Here is a 19701-nt window from a genome sequence, read left to right on the forward strand (position 1 = left end):
TTAGCCCGATAAAGCCTTTGCTTTGTCGGGCTTTTTACTGACCGTTTTTGTCGTGTTAAAGCATTTCTGTGGGATTGAATAACTTAGCCACACTTTGACAAATGGTTTCTCTAATCCATTTATGCCCTTGATCTTCATCATTTCTTTGATGCCATAACAACACATAGGCCATTGGCATAAATTCGAAAGGCAGTGGCAGTTGTTTGAGCGGATAAAGTTGGCAGGCGTGACGGGCAAAGCTCGAAGGCAGAGTGAAGATTAAATTGCTGTGGGCGCAAACGCTGGCGGCACCATAAAAGTCGGGTACAGTCGTGCTGATCCGGCGTCTATGCCCAAGATCGGCAAGAAAGTAATCCAGTGCCCACCAATCACTACCTTCACAACGAACCTGCACATGGGCCATATCGAGGTAAAGGGGTAAATTCCATTGTTCTGAGGTGAGCGCCGCCATCAGCGGGTGATCCTCTCGCACTAAGCAGACTTGTTGATCGGTAAATAATGTTTGATAGGCAATCCCTTCGGGCAGGCGATCCACTTGAAAATCCGACAGTGGATGCAAATCTCGCCCTGAAATGCCAAAGTCGATTTGCCCTTGCTGCAAATCCTGCATCGATTTTTCGGTCCAGACATAGGAGTCGAGTTTGACGTTGGGTGCCGTGGTCAGCATAGGGCCGATAAAATATGGGATTAAGGTTTCATAGGCGCTTTCCACCATGGCAAAAGAAAATTGTCGATTGCTACTGGCAGGATTAAAGGTCGGAGGCTGAGTGAGTTGATACAAGTCTTGCAATATATTCGGTAGTTTTTGCCCAAGAATGAGGGCGTGCGCTGTGGGTTTTAAGCCATGCGCCGTGCGCTGAAATAGGGGATCATCTAAGGTTTCTCTGAGTCGATTTAAGCTCTTACTGAGGGCTGACTGACTTATATGTAATCGGCTGGCGGCGCGAGTGACACTCTGCTCCTCTAGCAGCACTTTGAGTATGACCAGCAAGTTCAAATCGATTCTAGCTAAGTTGTCGATATTCACAGATATTCCTCAGAGGAAATTTACTTTGGAAATTATACCATTTCTGTTCATACCTTGAGTTAATTAAAATAGCGCCCACTGAAATACCTTTCCCTGATCAACTGAGATTATTTATGCGGCGTAATCTGTTACCTATCCTGATGTCTATGGTGCTGCTCAGCCCATTAGCCATCGATATTTATTTACCTTCAATGCCAACTATGGCGACAGAATTCGCCGTATCTGCCAGTGATGTGCAATCCACGCTCGTATTGTTTTTATTCGCCATGGGCTTAGGCCAAGTGTTGATTGGGCCATTAGCCGACCGTTATGGCCGCCGTCCTGTGGCCATTTTCGGGGTCTTACTCTACGGCGCAAGTAGCCTACTCGCTGCCGCGGCCATCGAGTTTCATTGGTTACAGATTGCTCGTGTGCTGCAAGGTTTAGCCGCCTGTTCAACTTCTATCGTGGTGTTTAGTGCGGTGCGCGACTGCTACTCACAAAAAGAAGGCGCTAAAATTTACAGTTACTTAAATGGTGCGATTTGCGTGATCCCAGCTTTAGCACCAACCTTAGGTGGCTTGTTAGCGATGCAATTCGGCTGGCGTTCAACCTTCGTTTTCATGACGTTATATGCCATGTTGATGATGCTCGTTGTCGGTTATCGCTTACCTGAGACTCGTCCAGCCAACACTGTTACTACTGGCCCACTTTACCGTTGGGGCAGATTCAAACCTGTACTCGGTAACACCCACTTTTTGTTTTATGCCTTTGCTTGTATGTCAGCTATGGCGGCTATTTTGAGTTATGTGTCTTATGCGCCTGTGTGGTTGATTGGGCATTTAGGGGTTTCTGAGCTGGCGTTTAGTGGTTTATTCGGGCTCAATGCTGTGTTTAATATCGTGGCCTGTTTTGCGGCACCGATCGTCATTCGCAAACTGGGTAATCGTCCAACGGTTATTTTGGCTCTGTCTTTACTCGTTCTGTCTTCAGTGGCGACAGTGGCGGGCCAACAGTTTGGCCCAAATACAGGGATGGCAGCAGCTTTTAACTTCATGTTACCTATGATGTTGTTATGTGTGGGATTTGCCTTCTTACTCGGCCCCGCGACGAGTATGGCGCTGTCAGCTTTCGGTGAGCGAGCGGGGACTGCCGCGGCTATGCTAGGTTTTATTCAGATGAGTGGTGCATCCGTTTTAGCTGGACTTATACAGCAAACGAATTTAACTGCACCTTACGCAGTAGCACTCGTCATGGGCGTATTTTCTATCAGTTTATTGTTGATGATGGCGCTGAGTCGATTCGACCACTGGCACCAAGAGCAGTTAGTTGGCGAGCATTAGTTCGCTGCACTGATTAATTACAGAGTACACCCTTTACCCACAGTTTGTTTGACCGCGAACTGTGGGTATTTTTTATTGTGTCTAATACCCTTTTATCCTTTGGTATACTCGTAAAATAACTCACTAAACCGAGGGTAAAGCTTGTCTCGTCACTATTGTTCTATCTGTCGTTATCCGCAAAATGCTTGCTTATGTGCGAGTGTTCAGCCTATCTCTCCAATGACTCAGTTGGTGGTTTTACAGCACCCGAGTGAAGTCGAACATAAGAAGAATAGTGTGCGGGTATTGAGTCTTGCTGTACCTAAAACGCAAGTTTATGTGGGTGAAAGCGAGTCTGATTTCAACGGTTTACGGGAATATTTAGCGGCGTGTAATAAGCCTATTTATCTCGTCTATCCCTCTGCGTTAAGTGTAAGTGTTGAACAGCAAAGTATTAATCCTGATTGTATATTGCTGTTGCTCGATGGCACTTGGCGTAAGGCATTCAAAATGCTGCAGCTGAATCCTTGGTTAGCCCAGTATCCTGCGGTGCATTTGGCTGAAGGTTATGAATCGCGCTATCGGATCCGTAAATCGAGTCGTAGCGATAGTTTATCGACCTTAGAAGCTTGCGCTTATATGTTAAGCGCCCTCGATCCTACCCTTGATGTTCAGCCGTTAATGATGGCATTTGATGCTATGGTGGAACTGCGGATTAAGGCGATGCCGAGTACAGTGCAGGTTCGTTATCAGAACTCAAATGAATCCAGTGGTAAGGTATAGTTGATGGGGTTAAGGCTATTGAGTCTTAGATTTTTTAAGTATGAATTAGTGCTTTTAAGTTATTGAGTTTTGAGACTCCGTACGAATTAAAATAGTCAAAATCTTATTCAGATCACGCTAACTTAATGTGAAATACGGTTTAATAACTAGGATTCATTTGCGCAGCAAATGATGAGATAGCTTTGCCAGCCAATTGCTTTGCAGGGGAGTAATTCCATTCATTACTATTAGTAAATGGCGTGCTGGCAGGGCTATCGAGCTTTAAATATGGTGTTTTTATTGAGAATGATGAGAGTGCTTTGTTAGGCCATCACTGGCTTTGCAGGGGAGTGATTCCATTCATTACTATTAGTAAATGGCGTGCTGGCAGGGCTATCGAGCTTTAAATATGGTGTTTTTGTTGATAATGATGAGAGTGCTTTGCCAGGCCATCACTGGCTTTGTAGGGGAGTAATTCCATTCATTACTATTAGTAAATGGCGTGCTGGCAGGGCTATCGAGCTTAAATCATATGTTTTCTGCAAGAAAATCTTTCCCCTTAGTTCGCGCCCCATCAAAATATTTCGATAAAACCTTAGCGAAATCTTTCGTTTTCCGTTGTAAACGTTGAGAGCGATAATTTGGTACGCAAGTCGGATTATCGAGCCGATGCGAACATCGGCAGTCCTAAATCTGTTCTAGGCTAAGCGTTTTTCAGCAAGAAAGGCTTGGGTGAAGTTTTCAACTGAACTCGGGTAGCCAAATAGAAATCCTTGGGCGAAACCTTGACCCATGTCAGTCATTATGTCTTTTTGTTGTTGAGTTTCAATGCCTTCTGCGACGAAGTGAATGTCGAGTGCTTGTGCGAGTTGCACTATAGCATTGCAGAGCTTTTGTCCTGAGACTTCGTTTAAGCGCAAGGCAAACTCGGCATCAATTTTGACGCTGTCTATTGGCAAAGTCCCTAAGCGACTGAGTGACGATAACCCAGTCCCAAAATCATCGATGGCAATACTGACACCTAACGCTTTGATACGATTGAGTGTGAGTCGTGCTTGCTCCGGTTGTCGTAACAATGCCGATTCGGTAATTTCTAAAATCAGTGCTTCAGCAGGTAACTTCGCAATTTCTAAGGCATTTATAACTTGGTCGATAAAATCTAAGTGTTCTAATTGCAGTGGTGACACATTGACTGAAATTCTAAAGTCGGGTTGATAATGTGCTCGCCAGAGGGCCGCTTGTACACAGGCCTGTTCTAATACCCATTGGCCAATGCTGACAATTAATCCTGTTTCCTCAAGCAATGGCACAAAGTCGGCAGCTTCATAATATTCTGTCGGTGACTTCTGCCAGCGGAGCAGTGCTTCGGCAGCAATAGTTTGATTTGTGTGTAAATCGACTATGGCTTGATAAGCGAGAGTGAATTGTTTTAGGCTATGCGCATGTCTTAGGTTATTGATTAACTTTAATTTTAACTCGGCTGCTAGGCTCATCTCCTTATCGTAAAACACGAGATGCGGTAAGCTCTTTTTAGCGCAATACATGGCAGTATCGGCAAGACTAATCAGCTGTCCCGCTTGGTTACTGTGGGTAGGAAATAGCGCGATGCCTATGCTGGTGCCGAGGAAGAACTTTTGGCCTTCAATTTCAAAGGGGCTCTCAAATAAGCTGAGAATCTGCTCTGCAAACAGCTGAATTTCATCTTTACAGCTACAGTCTTGCAGCACTAAGGTAAACTCATCTCCTCCCATACGGGCTATATCGGCCTTTTCGATGCAACCCGCCTCGAGGCGGGCGGCGACGAGTTGTAATACTCTATCGCCCATGGAGTGACCGAAGCTGTCATTGATATTCTTGAAACCATTGAGATCTAAAAACATCAACGCGCCCAGTGCGAGGGGATCTGTTTTAAGTTTTTCGAGGGCACTATTGAGGATCTGTTTGAGATGGAACCGGTTAGGTAATCCAGTCAAGGTATCGTACATAGCCCGAGTTGTTAGCTGGGTTTCTAATAGTTTTTTAGTACTAATATCACTGAAAATATTCACATTATAATGAGCATTATCTTCAGTGACGATTTTACGACTGCTCTGCCAAGCAGGAAAGTTACTGCCATCTGAACGTCTTTTCCACGTTTCGCCCTGCCAAAATCCCCTTTGTTTCAAGGCGATTTGGCATTCAGTTTCTTCCCCCATATTATGGGTTCTTACCTCTAAAAATTCAGGGGTTTTACTGATGAGCTGCTCAGCGCTATAGCCGCAAATACGGCACATGGCTTTATTGACAGCCAAAATTTGATTATCAGTGTCAGTGATATACACAGCTTCGGCACTTTCTTCGAGCGTGGTCGACAAAATTTCTTTGGGAATATGAGCAAAACCATCAGAAATCGTTTCGCGCATTTGATTGCGGCGATTAAGAGCTTGTAATTCAACGAGTACCACGGGCTGTTGTTGCAGATAACAGCGATAGAGATTAATTCGAGTCGGCAGTTCATTGCCTTGTTGGCTCATGTGCAGCCAGTTGAATTCAACATTATTGCCAGCAATGGCTTCAAGGATCATTTCCCGTGCAAATTCAACACTATTGCGGCCTGAAGATTGGATTCTCGGAGAAAAATCATAGGGAGTCGCATTCACAAAAGCATCGTATTCAGTCTCAAAATAACTGAGGGTGGCTTGGTTGGCACTAATAAAGCTAAAGCCTTGAATTAAGGCTAAGGGGGTTTTATGGGGATGTGCTTGCCAGAGAGACAGCTTTTCTTGCAGTACAGGATCATCTGTACTGAGTTTCTTAAGTAAGTGTTGCCATCTGATCATTCAGGATACTCCCTTGTGACGCAAAATAGTCACATCCCATTTTAGGTCTTCGTTGAACACGAAGTTGCCCAATAGTACATCATTCCAATGGGGTTAAAAATAAACCTAATTGTTGTTTCACTCAAATAGAAACTTAAAAAGTGTAGTTTAAGACTTGTATTCAAGCATATTTTTTAAGAACACCTGCTGCATATTTCAAGCTTAGGCAGATTTTATGCTATGTTTTGCACATCTTGCGTGAATTGGCTTTTATCATTGAGTCATTCAATTATCGAATACAAGGAGACATGGAATGGCGTATTTATTTAAAGTGTTAATCTCTAAAATATTAATATCGCTAGTCCTCATCTTTAGTTTTCATCTCGCGTTAGCGAATGCCGCCGAGGCGCCAAAGCCTAGATTGACCCTAGAGCAAAAAGCCGATAAGGCTCGCATCGACTCACAGCGATTAGAACAGGCTCAATTAGAAAAGGCCCGTCAAGCCACTAAAGAGACGACAGAGCGGGAAGATAAAATTAAGCAACAATCCCAAACCAACGATTGGGAAGCGCAGCAAAAATTTAAGGCACAAAAACAGTTCGACGAAAGAGAAAGTCGCGAGCAAAAATATTTACGGGAAGCAAAAGAAGCCGCCGCAAAAGAGCGTAAAATCCCTAAACCTTAATCAGGCCATCGACATAGTCGATTTCAGCTGGTCAGTGCTAGCATTATTTGTGAACATTATGACTATTCTCATTACTTTGCACCTTACTATCCCTAGGAATTGTTGTTGAATATCTGCCCCTTATGTCATGGCGTTGAATTACTCGCTTATCATCAAGATAGGAAGCGTAGCTACCAGCAATGCCAAACCTGCCAACTGGTGAGCGTGCCTTCTGAGTTTTATCTTTCGGCCGAGGCAGAAAAAGCCGAGTACGATAAGCACGAGAATCATGCCGATGATCTCGGCTATCAAACATTTTTAAATCGCACACTCGAGCCACTACTTAGCCGTGTTAGCACTTCGGCCCAAGGGCTCGATTTTGGCTGCGGCGAAGGCAAAGCGTTGAGCTTGATGGCAAAGGCGCGCGGTTATCAAATCGATAATTACGACCTTTATTACGCTAATAACCCCGAAACCTTAGTCCGCCAATACGACTTTATTACCTTAACCGAAGTCATTGAACACGTGAGTGGTGCCGCAGGGTTACTTGCCCAGCTTGATAGGTTATTAAAACCTAATGGCATTTTGGCGGTTATGACCAAGCGTGTGCAGGATAAAACCGCATTTGCCAACTGGCACTATAAAAACGATCCCACCCACATCAACTTTTATGCCGAAGCGACCTTTGAATGGCTCGCCCAGCACTATGGCTGGCGACTCGAAATTATCGATAAAGATGTAGTCTTCTTGCATAAAGAGATGCATAAAGGAATTCATCAGTCGAGTTAATGCTGTTGTCGCTTAAATGTACTTATCATCAATTTGTGACGCTATAGATGCCTGATTTTCTATGGGCTTTGTTGCAATGCCAGTGGCTATTACTAATACCTCAAGCTCTGACTCAAGATTAGGGTTAACCGTTAGTCCGATAATCACTATGGCATCGTGGGGGGAGTTGTTTGTTTAGCACGCCTATCTGATTGTATTAACTGAGTTCTATGGTGTTCCTCGCGACGACACTCACATTGCCGCTAGTGCTTGGTCTATATCATCGAGTAGTGGATGTTGCACCGAACGTTTACTCGTATTCTGCGTGTGGTTTGCAAGACGCTCGACTAATTCATTCACCGATATTTTGCGGGGCGAGCGAGGGATCAAACTGAGTAAGGGTCACTTGACGCTGAAAATTAGGCTGTATATCTAGTTAATAAGGTATGACTGGAATAGCGGCTTAGTAAGTAATAGAAGGCTGCGACAAAATCTGTTGCAGCAATATGAAAATAGAATTTATGTGGTTAATTCGATTAAATAAGTTCGCCAAGTGTATATGTTAGCGGTATAAAGCAAACGGATTAACACTGCGGCCAAGTGTCAAGATGAAGGAATAAATACAATGGATGTTAAGACGTATCTACAAGCATTGAGTGCTGTTTACGCCAACATGAATCAAACATTAGAACTGGATCGTGGCTTATCAAACTTAGTCTTAGATGAAGCCGAAAAACAATTAGGTTTTAAACTAGTTTCCCCGCTAAGGGATCTTTGGGGATATGCCAATGGCGGCAATGAGTGGAGCACAGTCTTTGCCCGGAAAGATTACTTTTGCCGGTATGATTTTTTGTCATTAGCCTCATCTCTTACATATCGTGACCGAATGAAAAAACGGGCCCAGCACTACGCTAATTATCATGAGCCAGAAGTGCGGGAACCCAAAATCCAATCAGGATGGTATCAAGAAGGTTGGTTGCCCTTTGCACAATTTGGGGGCGGTACATTACTCTTGATTGCAGATCATTCGCCCTCGGCATTAGGCCAAATGGGACAAGTGATAGCATACACCCATGACCCCGATATGATGGACTTTATTAGCCCAGATCTAAGCCAATTTTTTGCACAATCCTTGGCGCAAATCGCGCTATATCCAGATGAATTAATTGAGGATTAAGGATAACAAAAATGTACGATCCATTATTCAACAAACCTAGTGAACTGATTATTGAAGGTGAGCTTCAGGGCAACGATAAGTTACGCATAAAAATGCTCGAAGACGTTTCTCTGATGACACAAGAGACGAAGCATCAAATTCTAAATGCTATGCTCAAAATGCATAAGTACTTTGAAGATTATTGCGGTGATTTGGAGGTTTCTTTAAATACCATCAATGAAATAGCCGCAAATATCCAGCCGTTGTACATTATATTGGATGACACCAGCACAATGGAGACTCGGGCAATTCGTTATCATTACTCCTGCAACTGGGAAACCGATCATGGGGTAGAGGTGATGGTACTCAATGGTAATCAAGTGATTTTTGTGGGCAACTGCGGTTACACCTATGGTGTGTTATTAGCCTCCATTGATAGTGCTTTATCCCTTCAAGATGAAGAGCTTAATTTTCTGTGAGTTGCTGACTAAATTTTACTACTATTATTCCCGCGCAATACTGTGTTACTCAGAAAGGCAATGTTAGCTAGGCATTTTAGCCAGACATCCATATATGATAGCTCTGGTTCAAGTAATTTTAGCCAGTACAGGTGGTAGAGAAACCGAAAGTGCATTATGTTGTTGATTTAGAATGGGTGGCTAGACTTTGGCTGGTAAACCAAGCTAAGCAGCCAAAACGTAATAAAGTGTTTGAAATTCTTCGCTTTACTCACTGGGAGTTCAAACTGCTGCTTCAGTTTGAAACTCCTTTAACACGGCGTTAACCTCCTATGACACCTGAATATCTAGCCAAACAAGTTGAATTTATTGACTGGCTCTCGGCTGCAAGTCCCATTGAAGGCGTATTGGGTTCTACATATGGATGGGAGTGGCTGCCTACAAGCAGAGATCAAGAGGATCCTTTGAATGGTCCGAAAAAATGTGAGGAAACAAAAGACGCGGAGATGCTTGTGTATAAATCTGCGCTCAGATCTCTGAGAAAAATTGGCCGGTCACATCCTTTGCTTGTGTATGGTCCTCATGATTTTACTGAGAGCTTTAGAGGCGGCGCACTCTTTGCCTTCAAAATGGCAGCGAGAGAGGCCGCTCTCAGACAAAAGGGCGTATGGAGTGAGGTGGCTGAGTTGTATAGCCAAGGCCGATGGCCATGTGGTTTTAAAGAAAATCGTGAATTTGTTGTTTTGTGACTAAAGCTAACGATGCCAAGCATTAGGACAGCTTTTCCGTTGCCTTGAGTTTCTTTAACTGAGATCAGCCATCCCTATCTTTTTTCAGGTTGATTTATCTAAAAGCTGGATTCCCGCCCACAAACATTGAGGGAATGACGGTTAAAGACAGCCTCTAATGAAGCACAGTCTCTTTTACCTTTATCACTAAATCTATTAACAATTCCTCCTTGTCCGTGTAGTTTAGGTAGCTTATAAAAACAACAATAGGCTATCGCTATGACTTTACCCTCTGTATCACTTGCTGCATCAACATCATTTGAATTTAAGCCCCTAGTAAATAAATCTCATTTTTCCAAGACCTTACTCGCTTCAGCCTTAGCCTTGAGTTTTATGGGCACGGGTTTTAATTCGGTGCAAGCGGCGACCAGTGCTATGCCTGATGCGGCTAAGTTGGCGGCGGGTGTGGAGCAAAAGGTGATCGACTGGCGTCGTGATTTGCATCAACACCCTGAGTTGTCTAACCGTGAGTTTCGCACCAGCAAGATTATTGAAAAACATCTGAAATCCTTAGGATTAGAAGTGCAAACGGGTGTGGCACATACGGGCGTGGTGGCCATTTTGAAAGGCGGGAAGCTGAAGGGCGGCAAGCCTGGTCCGTTGATTGCGATTCGAGCGGATATGGATGCACTGCCTGTGACTGAAGTGGTCGATGTGCCTTTTGCCTCTAAGGCGACTGACACTTATCGCGATCAAAAAGTGGGTGTGATGCATGCCTGTGGGCACGATACCCATGTGGCTATGTTAATGGGCGTGGCCGAAAACTTGGTTAAAGTGAAAGACAGCCTAGCGGGGGATGTGATGTTTATCTTCCAACCCGCTGAAGAAGGTGCGCCAGAGGGTGAAGAGGGCGGCGCGGAATTGATGCTCAAAGAAGGGCTGTTTGCTCAGCGCAAACCCGAGCAAGTGTTTGGTATGCATGTCACCTCGAGTATGCCGAGTGGCATGATTGGCCTGCGCAGTGGTCCAGCAATGGCGAGTGAAGACTCTTTTACTATCAAAGTGAAAGGCAGCCAAACCCATGGTTCGCGTCCTTGGAATGGGGTCGATCCTATCGTCGCCGCGGCGCAAATTATCACTAATGTGCAAACGATCGTCAGCCGTCAGGTGGATATCACTAAAGCGCCGGCGGTGGTGAGTTTTGGCGCGGTCAATGGCGGTATTCGCTCTAACATTATTCCCGATGAAGTCGAGCTGATTGGCACTATTCGCACCTTCGACCAACCTATGCGCGCCGATATTAAAGTGCGTCTAGCGCAAATGGCCGAGCTGTCGGCGAAAACCTTAGGGGCGACTGCCACTACTGAGATCCACCAAGGTTATCCTGTGGTGGTTAACAATCCCGAATTAGTCGCCAGTATGCGGCCCGTGCTTGCGAGCGTGGTGGGCGATAAGATGCTGATTGAACCCGGGTTAATCACAGGTGCCGAAGACTTTGCTTACTATGCCTTAGAAACGCCGGGGATGTTTTTCTTCCTCGGGGTGACGCCAAAGGGAACGGACCCTGAAACGGCGGCCAGCAATCATTCGCCGGCATTTTATGTGGATGAAAGCGCGCTAAAAGTGGGCGTTGAGGCCATGACCAAAGTGGCGTTAACGGCGCTCAAAGCGCAATAAGTGGCTAACGTATTATTCCGTAAGCGCTGCGGTATAACTTGAGCTTACAAAAAATCGGCGCGGGATACGCTTCCTGCGCTTGATTTGTTAAACAATTTACCTCTATATGTGGATATTTACAGCAAGGAGCGAACAAGATGAAGCGCACGCTATCGGCTCTGGTTTTGGCCATGGGACTTTTGAACCCCCTAAGCCAAGCACAGGCCACCACGGCAGAAGACATTAAGAGTTTCACGCTAGATAACGGCATGAAAATCATGGTGCTAGAAGATGCCTCAATTCCCAATGCCAACATGTATTTATTTTGGAAGGTCGGTTCACGTAACGAAGTGCCCGGCATTACCGGTATTTCGCACTTTTTCGAACACATGATGTTCAACGGTTCGAAAAAGTACGGCCCAAAAATGTTCGACCGTACTATGGAAGCAGCAGGTGGCGCGAACAATGCGTATACCACTGAAGACATGACGGTTTATACAGATTGGTTCCCCGCCAATGCGCTCGAAACTATGTTCGATCTCGAAGCCGACCGCATCGCTAACTTAGATATCAACCAAGCCATGGTCGATAGCGAACGTGGTGTAGTGCAGTCGGAGCGTTCCACTGGCTTAGAAAACTCTAACTGGAATGCTCTCGAAGGCGAAATCAAAGGCGTGGCATTTTTAGCCCACCCTTATTCTTGGTCGGTGATCGGCCATGAGTCGGATATCGCCGCTTGGTCGCTGGAAGATTTAGTCCAGTACCATAAAACCTATTACGCGCCGAACAATGCCGTGGTCGTGATTGCCGGTGATGTAAAGCTTGCCCAAGTAAAAGCCTTGGCAGACAAGTACTTTGCGCCTATTCCAGCACAGACTCCGCCTAAAGCGATTCGCACTGTCGAACCTGAGCAAAAGGGTGAGCGTCGCACCTTTGTGCAGAAGGCATCAGTCAGCACACCTAACGTAATGTTGGCGTACCATATTCCGGCGGCAACCCATGCGGATTTTTATGCGCTGGACTTATTAAGCTCGATTCTAAGCCAAGGTAATAGCTCACGTTTATATCAATCATTGGTTGATAAACAAGTGGCCTTAGAAGCGCAAACCTACATGCCGATGTCGGTCGATCCTAACCTTTTCTATGTGATGGGCGTTGCTACACCTGAGGTGAAAGCCTCGACGCTGGAGCATGCGCTGATTGAGCAAATCGATGCGATTGCGACAACGGGCGTGACCCAGCAAGAACTGGATAAAGTTAAAAATATCAAGTTGATGGATTTTTATCGTTCTATGGAAACCATTAATGGTAAGGCTAATACCATAGGCACCTATGAGATGTATTTTGGCAGTTACGACAAGTTATTTAATGCACCTGAAGCCTATAACAAGGTGACGCCTGCGGATATTCAACGAGTTGCCCAAACCTACTTACGTAAATCGAATCGCACTGTGGCTGTGCTGGCGGCAACTGAGGAGTCTTCCCTATGAAATCGACAGCAGTGAAATCACTTAAGATGGAATCACTTGGGAAATCGTCTAAGTTAATGGCCGCATTAGCCCTAGGCACAAGTTTAGCCTTAGCGGGTTGTGCTACGACATCGGCGCCAAAACGCGTTGAAACTGGCAGCTTTGTGATGCCAAGTTACGACAAGTTCGTGCTGGATAACGGCTTAACTGTGTATTTAATGCCGCAGCGCGAAGTGCCTTTAGTCACCTTAAATGCCGTGGTACGTGCGGGGGCTGTCAATGACACCACCGCAGGCGTGGCACAAATGACAGCAGAAGGCTTGCTGTTAGGTGCGGCGGGGAAATCTAAGGCGGATATCGAGCAGCAAGTGGATTTTCTCGGCGCAAGCTTAGTGGCCGAAGCGGATAAGGAAGGCAGTTATCTGAGTGCTGACTTTATGGCGAAGGACATTGACTTGATGCTGGGCTTATTTAGCGCGGCGATGTTAGCGCCTGACTTTGATGCCGCCGAGTTCGATAAACTCAAACAGCGCGCGATTGCTGGGCTGCAGCAGGATAAAGAAAGCCCGCGGGCGGTGATTGGTCGCTACTTCGATAAGCTCGTATTTGGTGCACATCCTTATGGTAATGCGGCTTCGGGTAACAGTGACTCACTGGAGCAAGTGACTGTGTCGCAGCTGCGCGCCTTCCATAAGAGTTACTATCAGCCTTCCAATACTGCGATAACTGTCGTGGGTGACTTTGATGTGGCGACGATGAAAGCCAAGTTGACGCAAACCTTTGGTCAGTGGCAAGGCAACGAAAAACTGGTACAACCTGATTTAAACCAAGGTTTGCCTCAGTTGACCGATGCCAAAGTCTTGCTGGTGGATAAACCCGATGCAATCGAAACTACTTTTGTGATCGGGGGCTTAGGTATTAGTCGTGACAATCCAGACTATGTAGGTTTAACGGTAGTGAACACTATTCTAGGTGGTCGTTTCACCTCTTGGCTTAACGACGAGCTGCGGGTGAACGCGGGGCTAACCTATGGCGCGCGCTCAGGTTTTAGTCCTTATACCGACTCGGGTGTGTTTACTATCAGCACTTTCACTAAGACGGAAACCACTCAAGAAGCGATGGATCTAGCCTTAAAAACCTATGCACGTTTATGGGAGAAAGGTGTAGATCAAGCGACTTTAGATTCGGCTAAAGCCTATGTTAAGGGTCAGTTCCCGCCTCAGTTTGAAACCTCAGGTCAGCTGGCAGGGCTCTTATCTGGCATGTATTTGTACGGTTTCGATGATAAGTTTATCAATGAGTTCCAAGCTAAGGTGGATGGTTTGACCTTAGAAGAAACCCAAAGGTTAGTGAAAACTTACTTCCCGCAAAAAGATCTGCAATTTGTGCTGATTGGCAATGCGGCTAAGATTGCACCGATTGCTGCTAAGTACGGCAAAGTGCAAACCGTCGATATTAAAGCCACGGGATTTGGCCAATAAGCCATCATTGCGAGGCTTGATTCGATAAAGAAAAGGTCTGCATAGTGCAGACCTTTTGCTTTTCTGTTCTAGGTTCTAGGTGCTGCGTTTATTGTCCACCTGGCTTAGCATAATGGGTCATCCAATCTTTCACTTGGTTATACCAATAGATAGAGTTATTGGGTTTCATAACCCAATGATTTTCATCGGGGAAGTAAATCATCCGTGATTCCACATTGCGAGTTTGCAGGGTGCGGAACAGTTCAAATCCTTGTCCCACAGGTACCCGGTAGTCGAGCTGACCGTGGCTGACTAAGGTCGGAGTGTTAAAGTTAGCCGCAAAGTAATGCGGAGAAATAGCTTTATACAGCTCAGGATTATCCCAGTAGTTGCCAAATCGGGTGCTGTGGACGGCAAAATCCGACGCCATTTGTGAATACATGTCGTAAACCGCAGCGTGGATCAACAAGGCTTTAAAGGGATGTGGTTGACCTAAAATAATTGAGGTCAGATAACCGCCGTAACTTGCGCCACCCGCCACCATGCGGTCGCTGTCTATCCAGCTTTGCTGTTTAAACCAGTCGGCCGCCTTGAGCACATCTTCGAGGGATTTATTCTTCCAATCTGGGTTAATCGCATCGGCAAACGCTTGTCCGAAGCCGCTAGAACCATGGAAGTTTGGCCAAGCAGTGACATATCCCCAAGAGGCGAAGGTTTGTGCGTTCCAACGGTAATGGAAACCGTCGGTAATGGCGTTGTGTGGCCCGCCGTGAACCAGCATAAAGAGTGGGTACTTTTTACTGCGATCAAATCCGGGGGGATAGTGAACCCACATTTGAATATCTTGATCTTGATATCCCTTGTAGGTCACTGATTCGTAAGTGCCTAAATCAACATCTTTGAGAATATCGTCATTAAAATTCTCTAGGCGTACCGTCTTACCATTGCGGGGATTAATGCTGACCAAGCGCGCTGGGTGCAAAAAGCTCTCGTTGGTGGCAATCAGTTCACCGTCTTTGCCTATGGCGGGTTGGCCAAAGTCAGTTGCCTCTGTAATGGCTTTGACTTTACCGTTTTTGGCATCGATATGATAAATGCGGTTAGTGGCGGCATCTTCGATGGTGGCATAAAAGCCTTTACTGTCGGGGGTCCAATTAAATTGGCTGACCGAACGATCCCACTCTGGTGTTAGCGTATTAAGTTTACGGCTATCGATATCCAGTAACATCAGCCTTGAAGTATCGGCATAGAAACCGGGGATTTTCTGACGGGTAAAAGCCAACGTTTTGCCATTGGGGCTAAAGCTGGGATCAGCATCTGCGGCTTGATTTTCTGGGGTGATATTCTCTGCTTTACCACTGCCAATCGTCGCAAGGAAAATATCCAGTTTAGGGTCGATACGGTTGTCTGAGCCATAAGTACTGAAGGCAATTAAGCGTTCATTAGGCGAAATATCGTAACTTGAACTGCTTTGGCTCGAGCGTGGTAACTCATGGCCGAGTGCTTGCGTCACGGATTCGACTTCGCCGCCCGAAGCGGGGATCCTAAATACATGGGCTTGGCGACGCTCATCTAACCAGTGATCAAACTGAGCGTAGGGCAAAGCGTTCCACTGGCGAGCGGAGACCTTATTATCTTCGTCGGCTTTTAGTTGGGTTTTCATCTCGTCCCATGTTTGATTTGGGAATATATTGCTGATGAAATACAAATGCTTGCCAACCCATTTAATACCATTTACGCCAGTAGGTATGTCGGTTAAGCGCTGCGCTTCACCCGGACCGTCCATAGGCAATAGGTAGATTTGGCCTGCGTCGTCTTCATTTCGCTCACTCACAAAGGCTAAGGTTTTGCCGTCAGGTGAAAACACGGGCTCGCTCACCTTTAACCCTTTGACTGTAATCGCGCGATTATTTTTACCTTCGCCATCAAAACGCCATAACTGGGTCGAACCTTTATCTTCCTTCAGATCATATTCTGTGACTGGCGCAATAATATGCTCACCAGAGGGCGATACGACTGGGCTACCAATACGCTTAAGTTGCCAGAGCAATTCCACCGAGAGCGGTTTACCCTGCTCCGCAAATGCTGAGCCGAATGGCATCAACAGACAGAGCAATAAGATTCCTGTCTTCTTCACTGTGAGTCTCCTTATCATACATATAGTTATAATGATTTAATTTGTGGTGCAGATTCGAGAGTATAGAAACCGAGCATGAAAGCAAACTGAGTGATAACCCATAGCGGGGCGCTTTGTGTAAGCATCTGTGAATGGTTGTCGGCTAATTGTGATTTGTTGATGGCAGAATTACAGGCTAATCTAGGATGAGATTTCGGCTGAGGACTAGGTAGATGCAGAATAAAATCAACCGATTAAGACTATTATGGGGAGTGGCAATTGCATTGAGTGCTGCTATTCCTCTGGCTGCGCACGCGGCTAAGGTAAGTTTTAGTGAGTTTTGCCCTCAGTTTACCGGTCAATGGGTGGGCGATGCCGCCAAAGTGGGGGAAGTGCCACGAAAAGTCACAGTCACCGGATTTTGCTCCCATGATAAGCGGCAGCTGTTATTGTCTGTGAGTGTTGGCACGCGTGCACCCTATAGTGAAACCTGGTGGTTTAGGGAGCAGGGCGAGCAAGTGTTGTTGACCTATTACGATGGCGTGTCCCAAGAGAAGCAGCAAGTCTTTAGCTTGTATCGTCAAAATGGCGATTATTCTTTGCTGGGCGAGGGCGTGGTGACTGCCCGGTCTGCGTTAATTCAATTACTGTTCGAGGCAAAGGGGGCGGGTGCTCAAGCTAACGCATGGCAATGGACGCAGAATATTCAATATTTAGACGATGATGTTGATCGCTATCAGCTTTTTCGCGGGATAGAGATGACGCCAGTCGCGCCATCTCCTTAGTCGCCAATCCGATTTACCTTCGATAGCGCTTAAAGTGCGCCAGCAAAATCCAGTTGGCGCCACGCTTCATAGCTGATAATTGCCACCGCATTAGACAGATTCAAGCTACGGCTGGTGGCCGCCATGGGGATGCGTAGTCTCTGCTCAGTGGGGATGGATTCGATAATCGCCATCGGTAAACCTCGGGTTTCTGGGCCGAATAGCAGCACATCGTCTTTGGCAAAACTCAGCTCAGTATGCGGGCGACTCCCCTTAGTGGTGCAGGCCATAATGCGCTTGCCAGCCATGGCTTCGAGGAAAGCATCGAAGTCTTTATGGCGAGTCACATTGGTTAAGTCGGCATAGTCCAAACCCGCGCGGCGTAGCTTTTTCTCTTCTAGATCAAAACCTAATGGCTCAATCAAATGCAGCTGGCAGCCATTGTTTGCGCAAAGGCGAATGATATTACCTGTGTTAGGTGCGATTTCTGGCTCATAGAGTGCGATATGGAACATACTGGCCCGCCTGTAGAAAATGACGGCCGATTATACGGCAAACGGTGCCCAAGCGCAGTGTCTGTTGTGGGGGGATTTGGCTAAGTTCATGCAATAGAGGTTGTAATAGGTGGAATTGTTATCTCAAGGCTTGCCTGTTTTATTATCTCAAAGTAACATATCTCAACATCAAGATACTTTTTAAGAAGTCATTATGCCCTTTATTATTGCGTTACTCGCTCCTGTATTTTGGGGGACGACCTATGCGTTAGTGAGTCTCTACTTACATGACATGTCGCCCTACTGGGTAGCCGTGTGGCGTGCCTTACCTGCGGGGATATTAATGCTGATGCTGCGTCCTCGTTTGCCAACTTTGGTTTGGTCAAAGCTTGGTTTGCTGGCTTTTTGTAATATCGGTGCCTTCTTCACCTTGCTATTTATCGGCGCGTATCGTTTGCCGGGCGCGGTGGCGGGAACCTTAGGGGCGACGCTGCCGTTAATTTTCTTAATTTTAGCTTGGGTGATTGATAAAAAACGCCCAGGAATGAAGTGGTTATTATTAGGTTTAATGGGTCTTGGTGGAGTGGTTTTATTGCTTAACCCGTCGGCGGATCTCGATCCTATCGGCGTGTTGTGCATGTTGAGCGCCACGACGCTAATTGCTTTTTCTTCTCGCTGGATGCAAAAGTGGGATGTGGGTGACTTTTTAGTGCTGACCGCGTGGCAGCTATTATTGGGCGGTTTGATGCTGATCCCACTGGCTTGGTTTATGGCAGGGCCACCGCAGCTACCGAGTATGACGCTTGTACCTTCACTGATATGGTTAGTGATTGCCAACACCGCCGTTGCCTATTGGGCTTGGCTATGGTCTATGCGAAACTTAGGGCCAGAAATCATGGGTATGGTCGCTTTAGTCAACCCTGTGGTTGCCGTATCATTAGGGGTCATGATTGTGGGGGAAACTTTAGATATGCGCCAATGGATGGGAATAGCGGTGATTTTATTGTCGCTGTTATTGATGAAATTGCCACAGAATTTAAGGTTAAATCCATTTAAAAAAGTGCAACCCTAGTCATTATTTTGGGGTGAATGAGGCATAGATGCTAAAACGTTTGGATCTGAATTTACTGCCCGTACTCGAAATTCTACTTGAGGAGCAAAGCGTGACCGCCGCTGCTGCGCGGTTGCATTTGAGCCAGTCGGCGGTGAGTAAACAGCTTACACGTCTGAGGGAAGTGTTTGATGATCCTTTATTTGAACGTACCGCCTACGGCCTAAAACCGACACCCAAGGCTTTGTCACTCGCGCCTGAGTTACGCCAATGCTTACAGCAATTGGCGCAATTTACTCGGCCGGACACCTTCGAACCCGCCTTGAGCCAACGACAGTTTAGAATGCATTTGGTCGAAACCACCTATTCACTGACCTTTCCCCATTTTATGCCCATGTTGCTCACTCAAGCGCCCGGTGTGAGTCTCAATTGCCAAACGTGGCGACTCGATACCATGGACAGATTACTGCGCTGCGACATCGACTTAGCCATAGGTTGTCGCGAGTGGGACGAGCGCTCGCCCATGCATGTGAATAATATTCCCGATGACTTATGCCATGTTGAGTTAGTGCAGGATTATCCAGTGTGTTTGATGCGTCGTGATCATCCGGCGTTAACACAAGAATGGAATTTAGATACCTTCTTGAGTTATCGCCATCTGCAAGTGGCCTTTGGCGGTTTAGAGCATTGGTTGCTGGATGATGTGTTGCAACTCGAGGGCCGTAAACGGGATATTGCCGTGAATATGACCGACTTTCAGAGTGCTCTCACCCTGTGTGAACAGAGCGATTTGATCCTCTGTGCACCTTCGCGCTATGCCTTGGCTGTGATGAAGTCTTTTGAGCTTCAGTCTTTACCATCACCCATCAAGCTGATCCCCGGTGCGTATTTATTGATGTGGCACAAACACTTCGAACACGACTTGAGCCATAAATGGCTGCGAGAGTTGATTATTAGTCAAGTACAAGATAATAATTTATCATTATAAATTAATATCTTGTATCGTTTCCCTCCCTATTTTTAATGGTT

The 19701-nt window shown here is 46.1% G+C and carries 17 protein-coding genes; 13 read left to right on the forward strand and 4 right to left on the reverse strand.

The genetic code is table 11. The features are described 5' to 3' along the window. Positions 1-55 precede the first annotated feature (55 nt). Positions 56-1027: a LysR family transcriptional regulator gene (locus L5M37_RS18815; RefSeq protein ID WP_113940290.1), complete on the reverse strand. Its 972-nt coding sequence runs from the start codon at positions 1025-1027 to the stop codon at positions 56-58. A 113-nt stretch (positions 1028-1140) separates the two neighbouring features. On the opposite strand from L5M37_RS18815, the gene L5M37_RS18820 reads away from it, so the two are divergent. Together L5M37_RS18820 and L5M37_RS18825 are read left to right on the forward strand one after the other, a co-directional pair. Continuing rightward, positions 1141-2349: a multidrug effflux MFS transporter gene (locus L5M37_RS18820; protein ID WP_263201567.1), complete on the forward strand. Its 1209-nt coding sequence runs from the start codon at positions 1141-1143 to the stop codon at positions 2347-2349. A 141-nt stretch (positions 2350-2490) separates the two neighbouring features. After that, entirely contained in the window at positions 2491-3111 is a 621-nt protein-coding gene (locus L5M37_RS18825) for a tRNA-uridine aminocarboxypropyltransferase (protein WP_263201569.1), read from the forward strand. Positions 3112-3788: 677 nt separating this feature from the next. Here the strand turns inward: L5M37_RS18825 and L5M37_RS18830 are convergent. Further along, positions 3789-5909: a putative bifunctional diguanylate cyclase/phosphodiesterase gene (locus L5M37_RS18830; protein WP_263201571.1), complete on the reverse strand. Its 2121-nt coding sequence runs from the start codon at positions 5907-5909 to the stop codon at positions 3789-3791. Positions 5910-6201: 292 nt separating this feature from the next. On the opposite strand from L5M37_RS18830, the gene L5M37_RS18835 reads away from it, so the two are divergent. The 8 genes from L5M37_RS18835 (at position 6202) to L5M37_RS18870 (ending at position 14268) form a co-directional block, all read left to right on the forward strand. Continuing rightward, positions 6202-6573, forward strand: a complete 372-nt coding sequence (locus L5M37_RS18835) for a hypothetical protein (RefSeq protein WP_263201573.1) — start codon at positions 6202-6204, stop codon at positions 6571-6573. A 105-nt stretch (positions 6574-6678) separates the two neighbouring features. After that, positions 6679-7341, forward strand: coding sequence for a class I SAM-dependent methyltransferase (locus tag L5M37_RS18840; RefSeq protein WP_263201575.1), 663 nt, complete (start codon positions 6679-6681; stop codon positions 7339-7341). A gap of 604 nt (positions 7342-7945) precedes the next feature. Beyond that, entirely contained in the window at positions 7946-8497 is a 552-nt protein-coding gene (locus tag L5M37_RS18845) for an SMI1/KNR4 family protein (protein WP_131525537.1), read from the forward strand. Positions 8498-8508: 11 nt separating this feature from the next. Continuing rightward, a complete protein-coding gene (locus tag L5M37_RS18850; RefSeq protein ID WP_263201577.1) occupies positions 8509-8955 on the forward strand; it encodes a DUF6985 domain-containing protein in 447 nt (148 codons plus the stop codon). Positions 8956-9266: 311 nt separating this feature from the next. Next, positions 9267-9683 carry a hypothetical protein gene (locus L5M37_RS18855; RefSeq protein WP_113940298.1) on the forward strand — a complete coding sequence of 139 codons (417 nt, stop codon included), beginning with the start codon at positions 9267-9269 and terminating at the stop codon, positions 9681-9683. A gap of 258 nt (positions 9684-9941) precedes the next feature. After that, on the forward strand, positions 9942-11339 hold the full coding sequence (locus L5M37_RS18860; protein WP_263201579.1) for an amidohydrolase: 1398 nt from the start codon (positions 9942-9944) through the stop codon (positions 11337-11339). A gap of 137 nt (positions 11340-11476) precedes the next feature. Next, a complete protein-coding gene (locus L5M37_RS18865) occupies positions 11477-12808 on the forward strand; it encodes a M16 family metallopeptidase (RefSeq protein WP_198572369.1) in 1332 nt (443 codons plus the stop codon). Next, a complete protein-coding gene (locus L5M37_RS18870) occupies positions 12805-14268 on the forward strand; it encodes a M16 family metallopeptidase (RefSeq protein ID WP_263201580.1) in 1464 nt (487 codons plus the stop codon). The genes L5M37_RS18865 and L5M37_RS18870 overlap by 4 nt, the downstream gene beginning before the upstream one ends. Before the next feature lie 88 nt (positions 14269-14356). Here the strand turns inward: L5M37_RS18870 and L5M37_RS18875 are convergent, their stop codons facing one another. Further along, entirely contained in the window at positions 14357-16384 is a 2028-nt protein-coding gene (locus L5M37_RS18875; RefSeq protein ID WP_263201584.1) for an alpha/beta hydrolase family protein, read from the reverse strand. Between the two features lie 212 nt (positions 16385-16596). Between L5M37_RS18875 and L5M37_RS18880 the strand changes: the two genes are divergently transcribed. Next, positions 16597-17148 carry a hypothetical protein gene (locus L5M37_RS18880; RefSeq protein WP_219234984.1) on the forward strand — a complete coding sequence of 184 codons (552 nt, stop codon included), beginning with the start codon at positions 16597-16599 and terminating at the stop codon, positions 17146-17148. A gap of 29 nt (positions 17149-17177) precedes the next feature. Here the strand turns inward: L5M37_RS18880 and trmL are convergent, their stop codons facing one another. After that, positions 17178-17642, reverse strand: a complete 465-nt coding sequence (trmL, locus tag L5M37_RS18885) for a tRNA (uridine(34)/cytosine(34)/5-carboxymethylaminomethyluridine(34)-2'-O)-methyltransferase TrmL (RefSeq protein ID WP_006079682.1) — start codon at positions 17640-17642, stop codon at positions 17178-17180. Positions 17643-17835: 193 nt separating this feature from the next. Here trmL and L5M37_RS18890 point away from each other — a divergent pair, with 193 nt between their 5' ends. Both L5M37_RS18890 and L5M37_RS18895 read left to right on the forward strand, forming a co-directional pair. Further along, positions 17836-18693: a DMT family transporter gene (locus L5M37_RS18890; RefSeq protein ID WP_263201585.1), complete on the forward strand. Its 858-nt coding sequence runs from the start codon at positions 17836-17838 to the stop codon at positions 18691-18693. Between the two features lie 28 nt (positions 18694-18721). Further along, positions 18722-19660 carry a LysR family transcriptional regulator gene (locus tag L5M37_RS18895; RefSeq protein ID WP_263201587.1) on the forward strand — a complete coding sequence of 313 codons (939 nt, stop codon included), beginning with the start codon at positions 18722-18724 and terminating at the stop codon, positions 19658-19660. The last annotated feature ends 41 nt before the right edge of the window (positions 19661-19701 follow it).

Source organism: Shewanella sp. SM69, assembly GCF_025653985.1.
GTDB classification, from domain to species: domain Bacteria; phylum Pseudomonadota; class Gammaproteobacteria; order Enterobacterales; family Shewanellaceae; genus Shewanella; species Shewanella oncorhynchi.

Bases quoted from the DNA above. Each gene is read 5' to 3' on its own strand.
- L5M37_RS18820 (WP_263201567.1), top strand. From the start codon at position 1,141: ATGCGGCGTAATCTGTTACCTATCCTGATGTCTATGGTGCTGCTCAGC.
- L5M37_RS18830 (WP_263201571.1), bottom strand. From the start codon at position 5,909: ATGATCAGATGGCAACACTTACTTAAGAAACTCAGTACAGATGATCCT.
- L5M37_RS18835 (WP_263201573.1), top strand. From the start codon at position 6,202: ATGGCGTATTTATTTAAAGTGTTAATCTCTAAAATATTAATATCGCTA.
- L5M37_RS18845 (WP_131525537.1), top strand. From the start codon at position 7,946: ATGGATGTTAAGACGTATCTACAAGCATTGAGTGCTGTTTACGCCAAC.
- L5M37_RS18850 (WP_263201577.1), top strand. From the start codon at position 8,509: ATGTACGATCCATTATTCAACAAACCTAGTGAACTGATTATTGAAGGT.
- L5M37_RS18855 (WP_113940298.1), top strand. From the start codon at position 9,267: ATGACACCTGAATATCTAGCCAAACAAGTTGAATTTATTGACTGGCTC.
- L5M37_RS18860 (WP_263201579.1), top strand. From the start codon at position 9,942: ATGACTTTACCCTCTGTATCACTTGCTGCATCAACATCATTTGAATTT.
- L5M37_RS18865 (WP_198572369.1), top strand. From the start codon at position 11,477: ATGAAGCGCACGCTATCGGCTCTGGTTTTGGCCATGGGACTTTTGAAC.
- L5M37_RS18870 (WP_263201580.1), top strand. From the start codon at position 12,805: ATGAAATCGACAGCAGTGAAATCACTTAAGATGGAATCACTTGGGAAA.
- L5M37_RS18880 (WP_219234984.1), top strand. From the start codon at position 16,597: ATGCAGAATAAAATCAACCGATTAAGACTATTATGGGGAGTGGCAATT.
- trmL (WP_006079682.1), bottom strand. From the start codon at position 17,642: ATGTTCCATATCGCACTCTATGAGCCAGAAATCGCACCTAACACAGGT.
- L5M37_RS18890 (WP_263201585.1), top strand. From the start codon at position 17,836: ATGCCCTTTATTATTGCGTTACTCGCTCCTGTATTTTGGGGGACGACC.
- L5M37_RS18895 (WP_263201587.1), top strand. From the start codon at position 18,722: ATGCTAAAACGTTTGGATCTGAATTTACTGCCCGTACTCGAAATTCTA.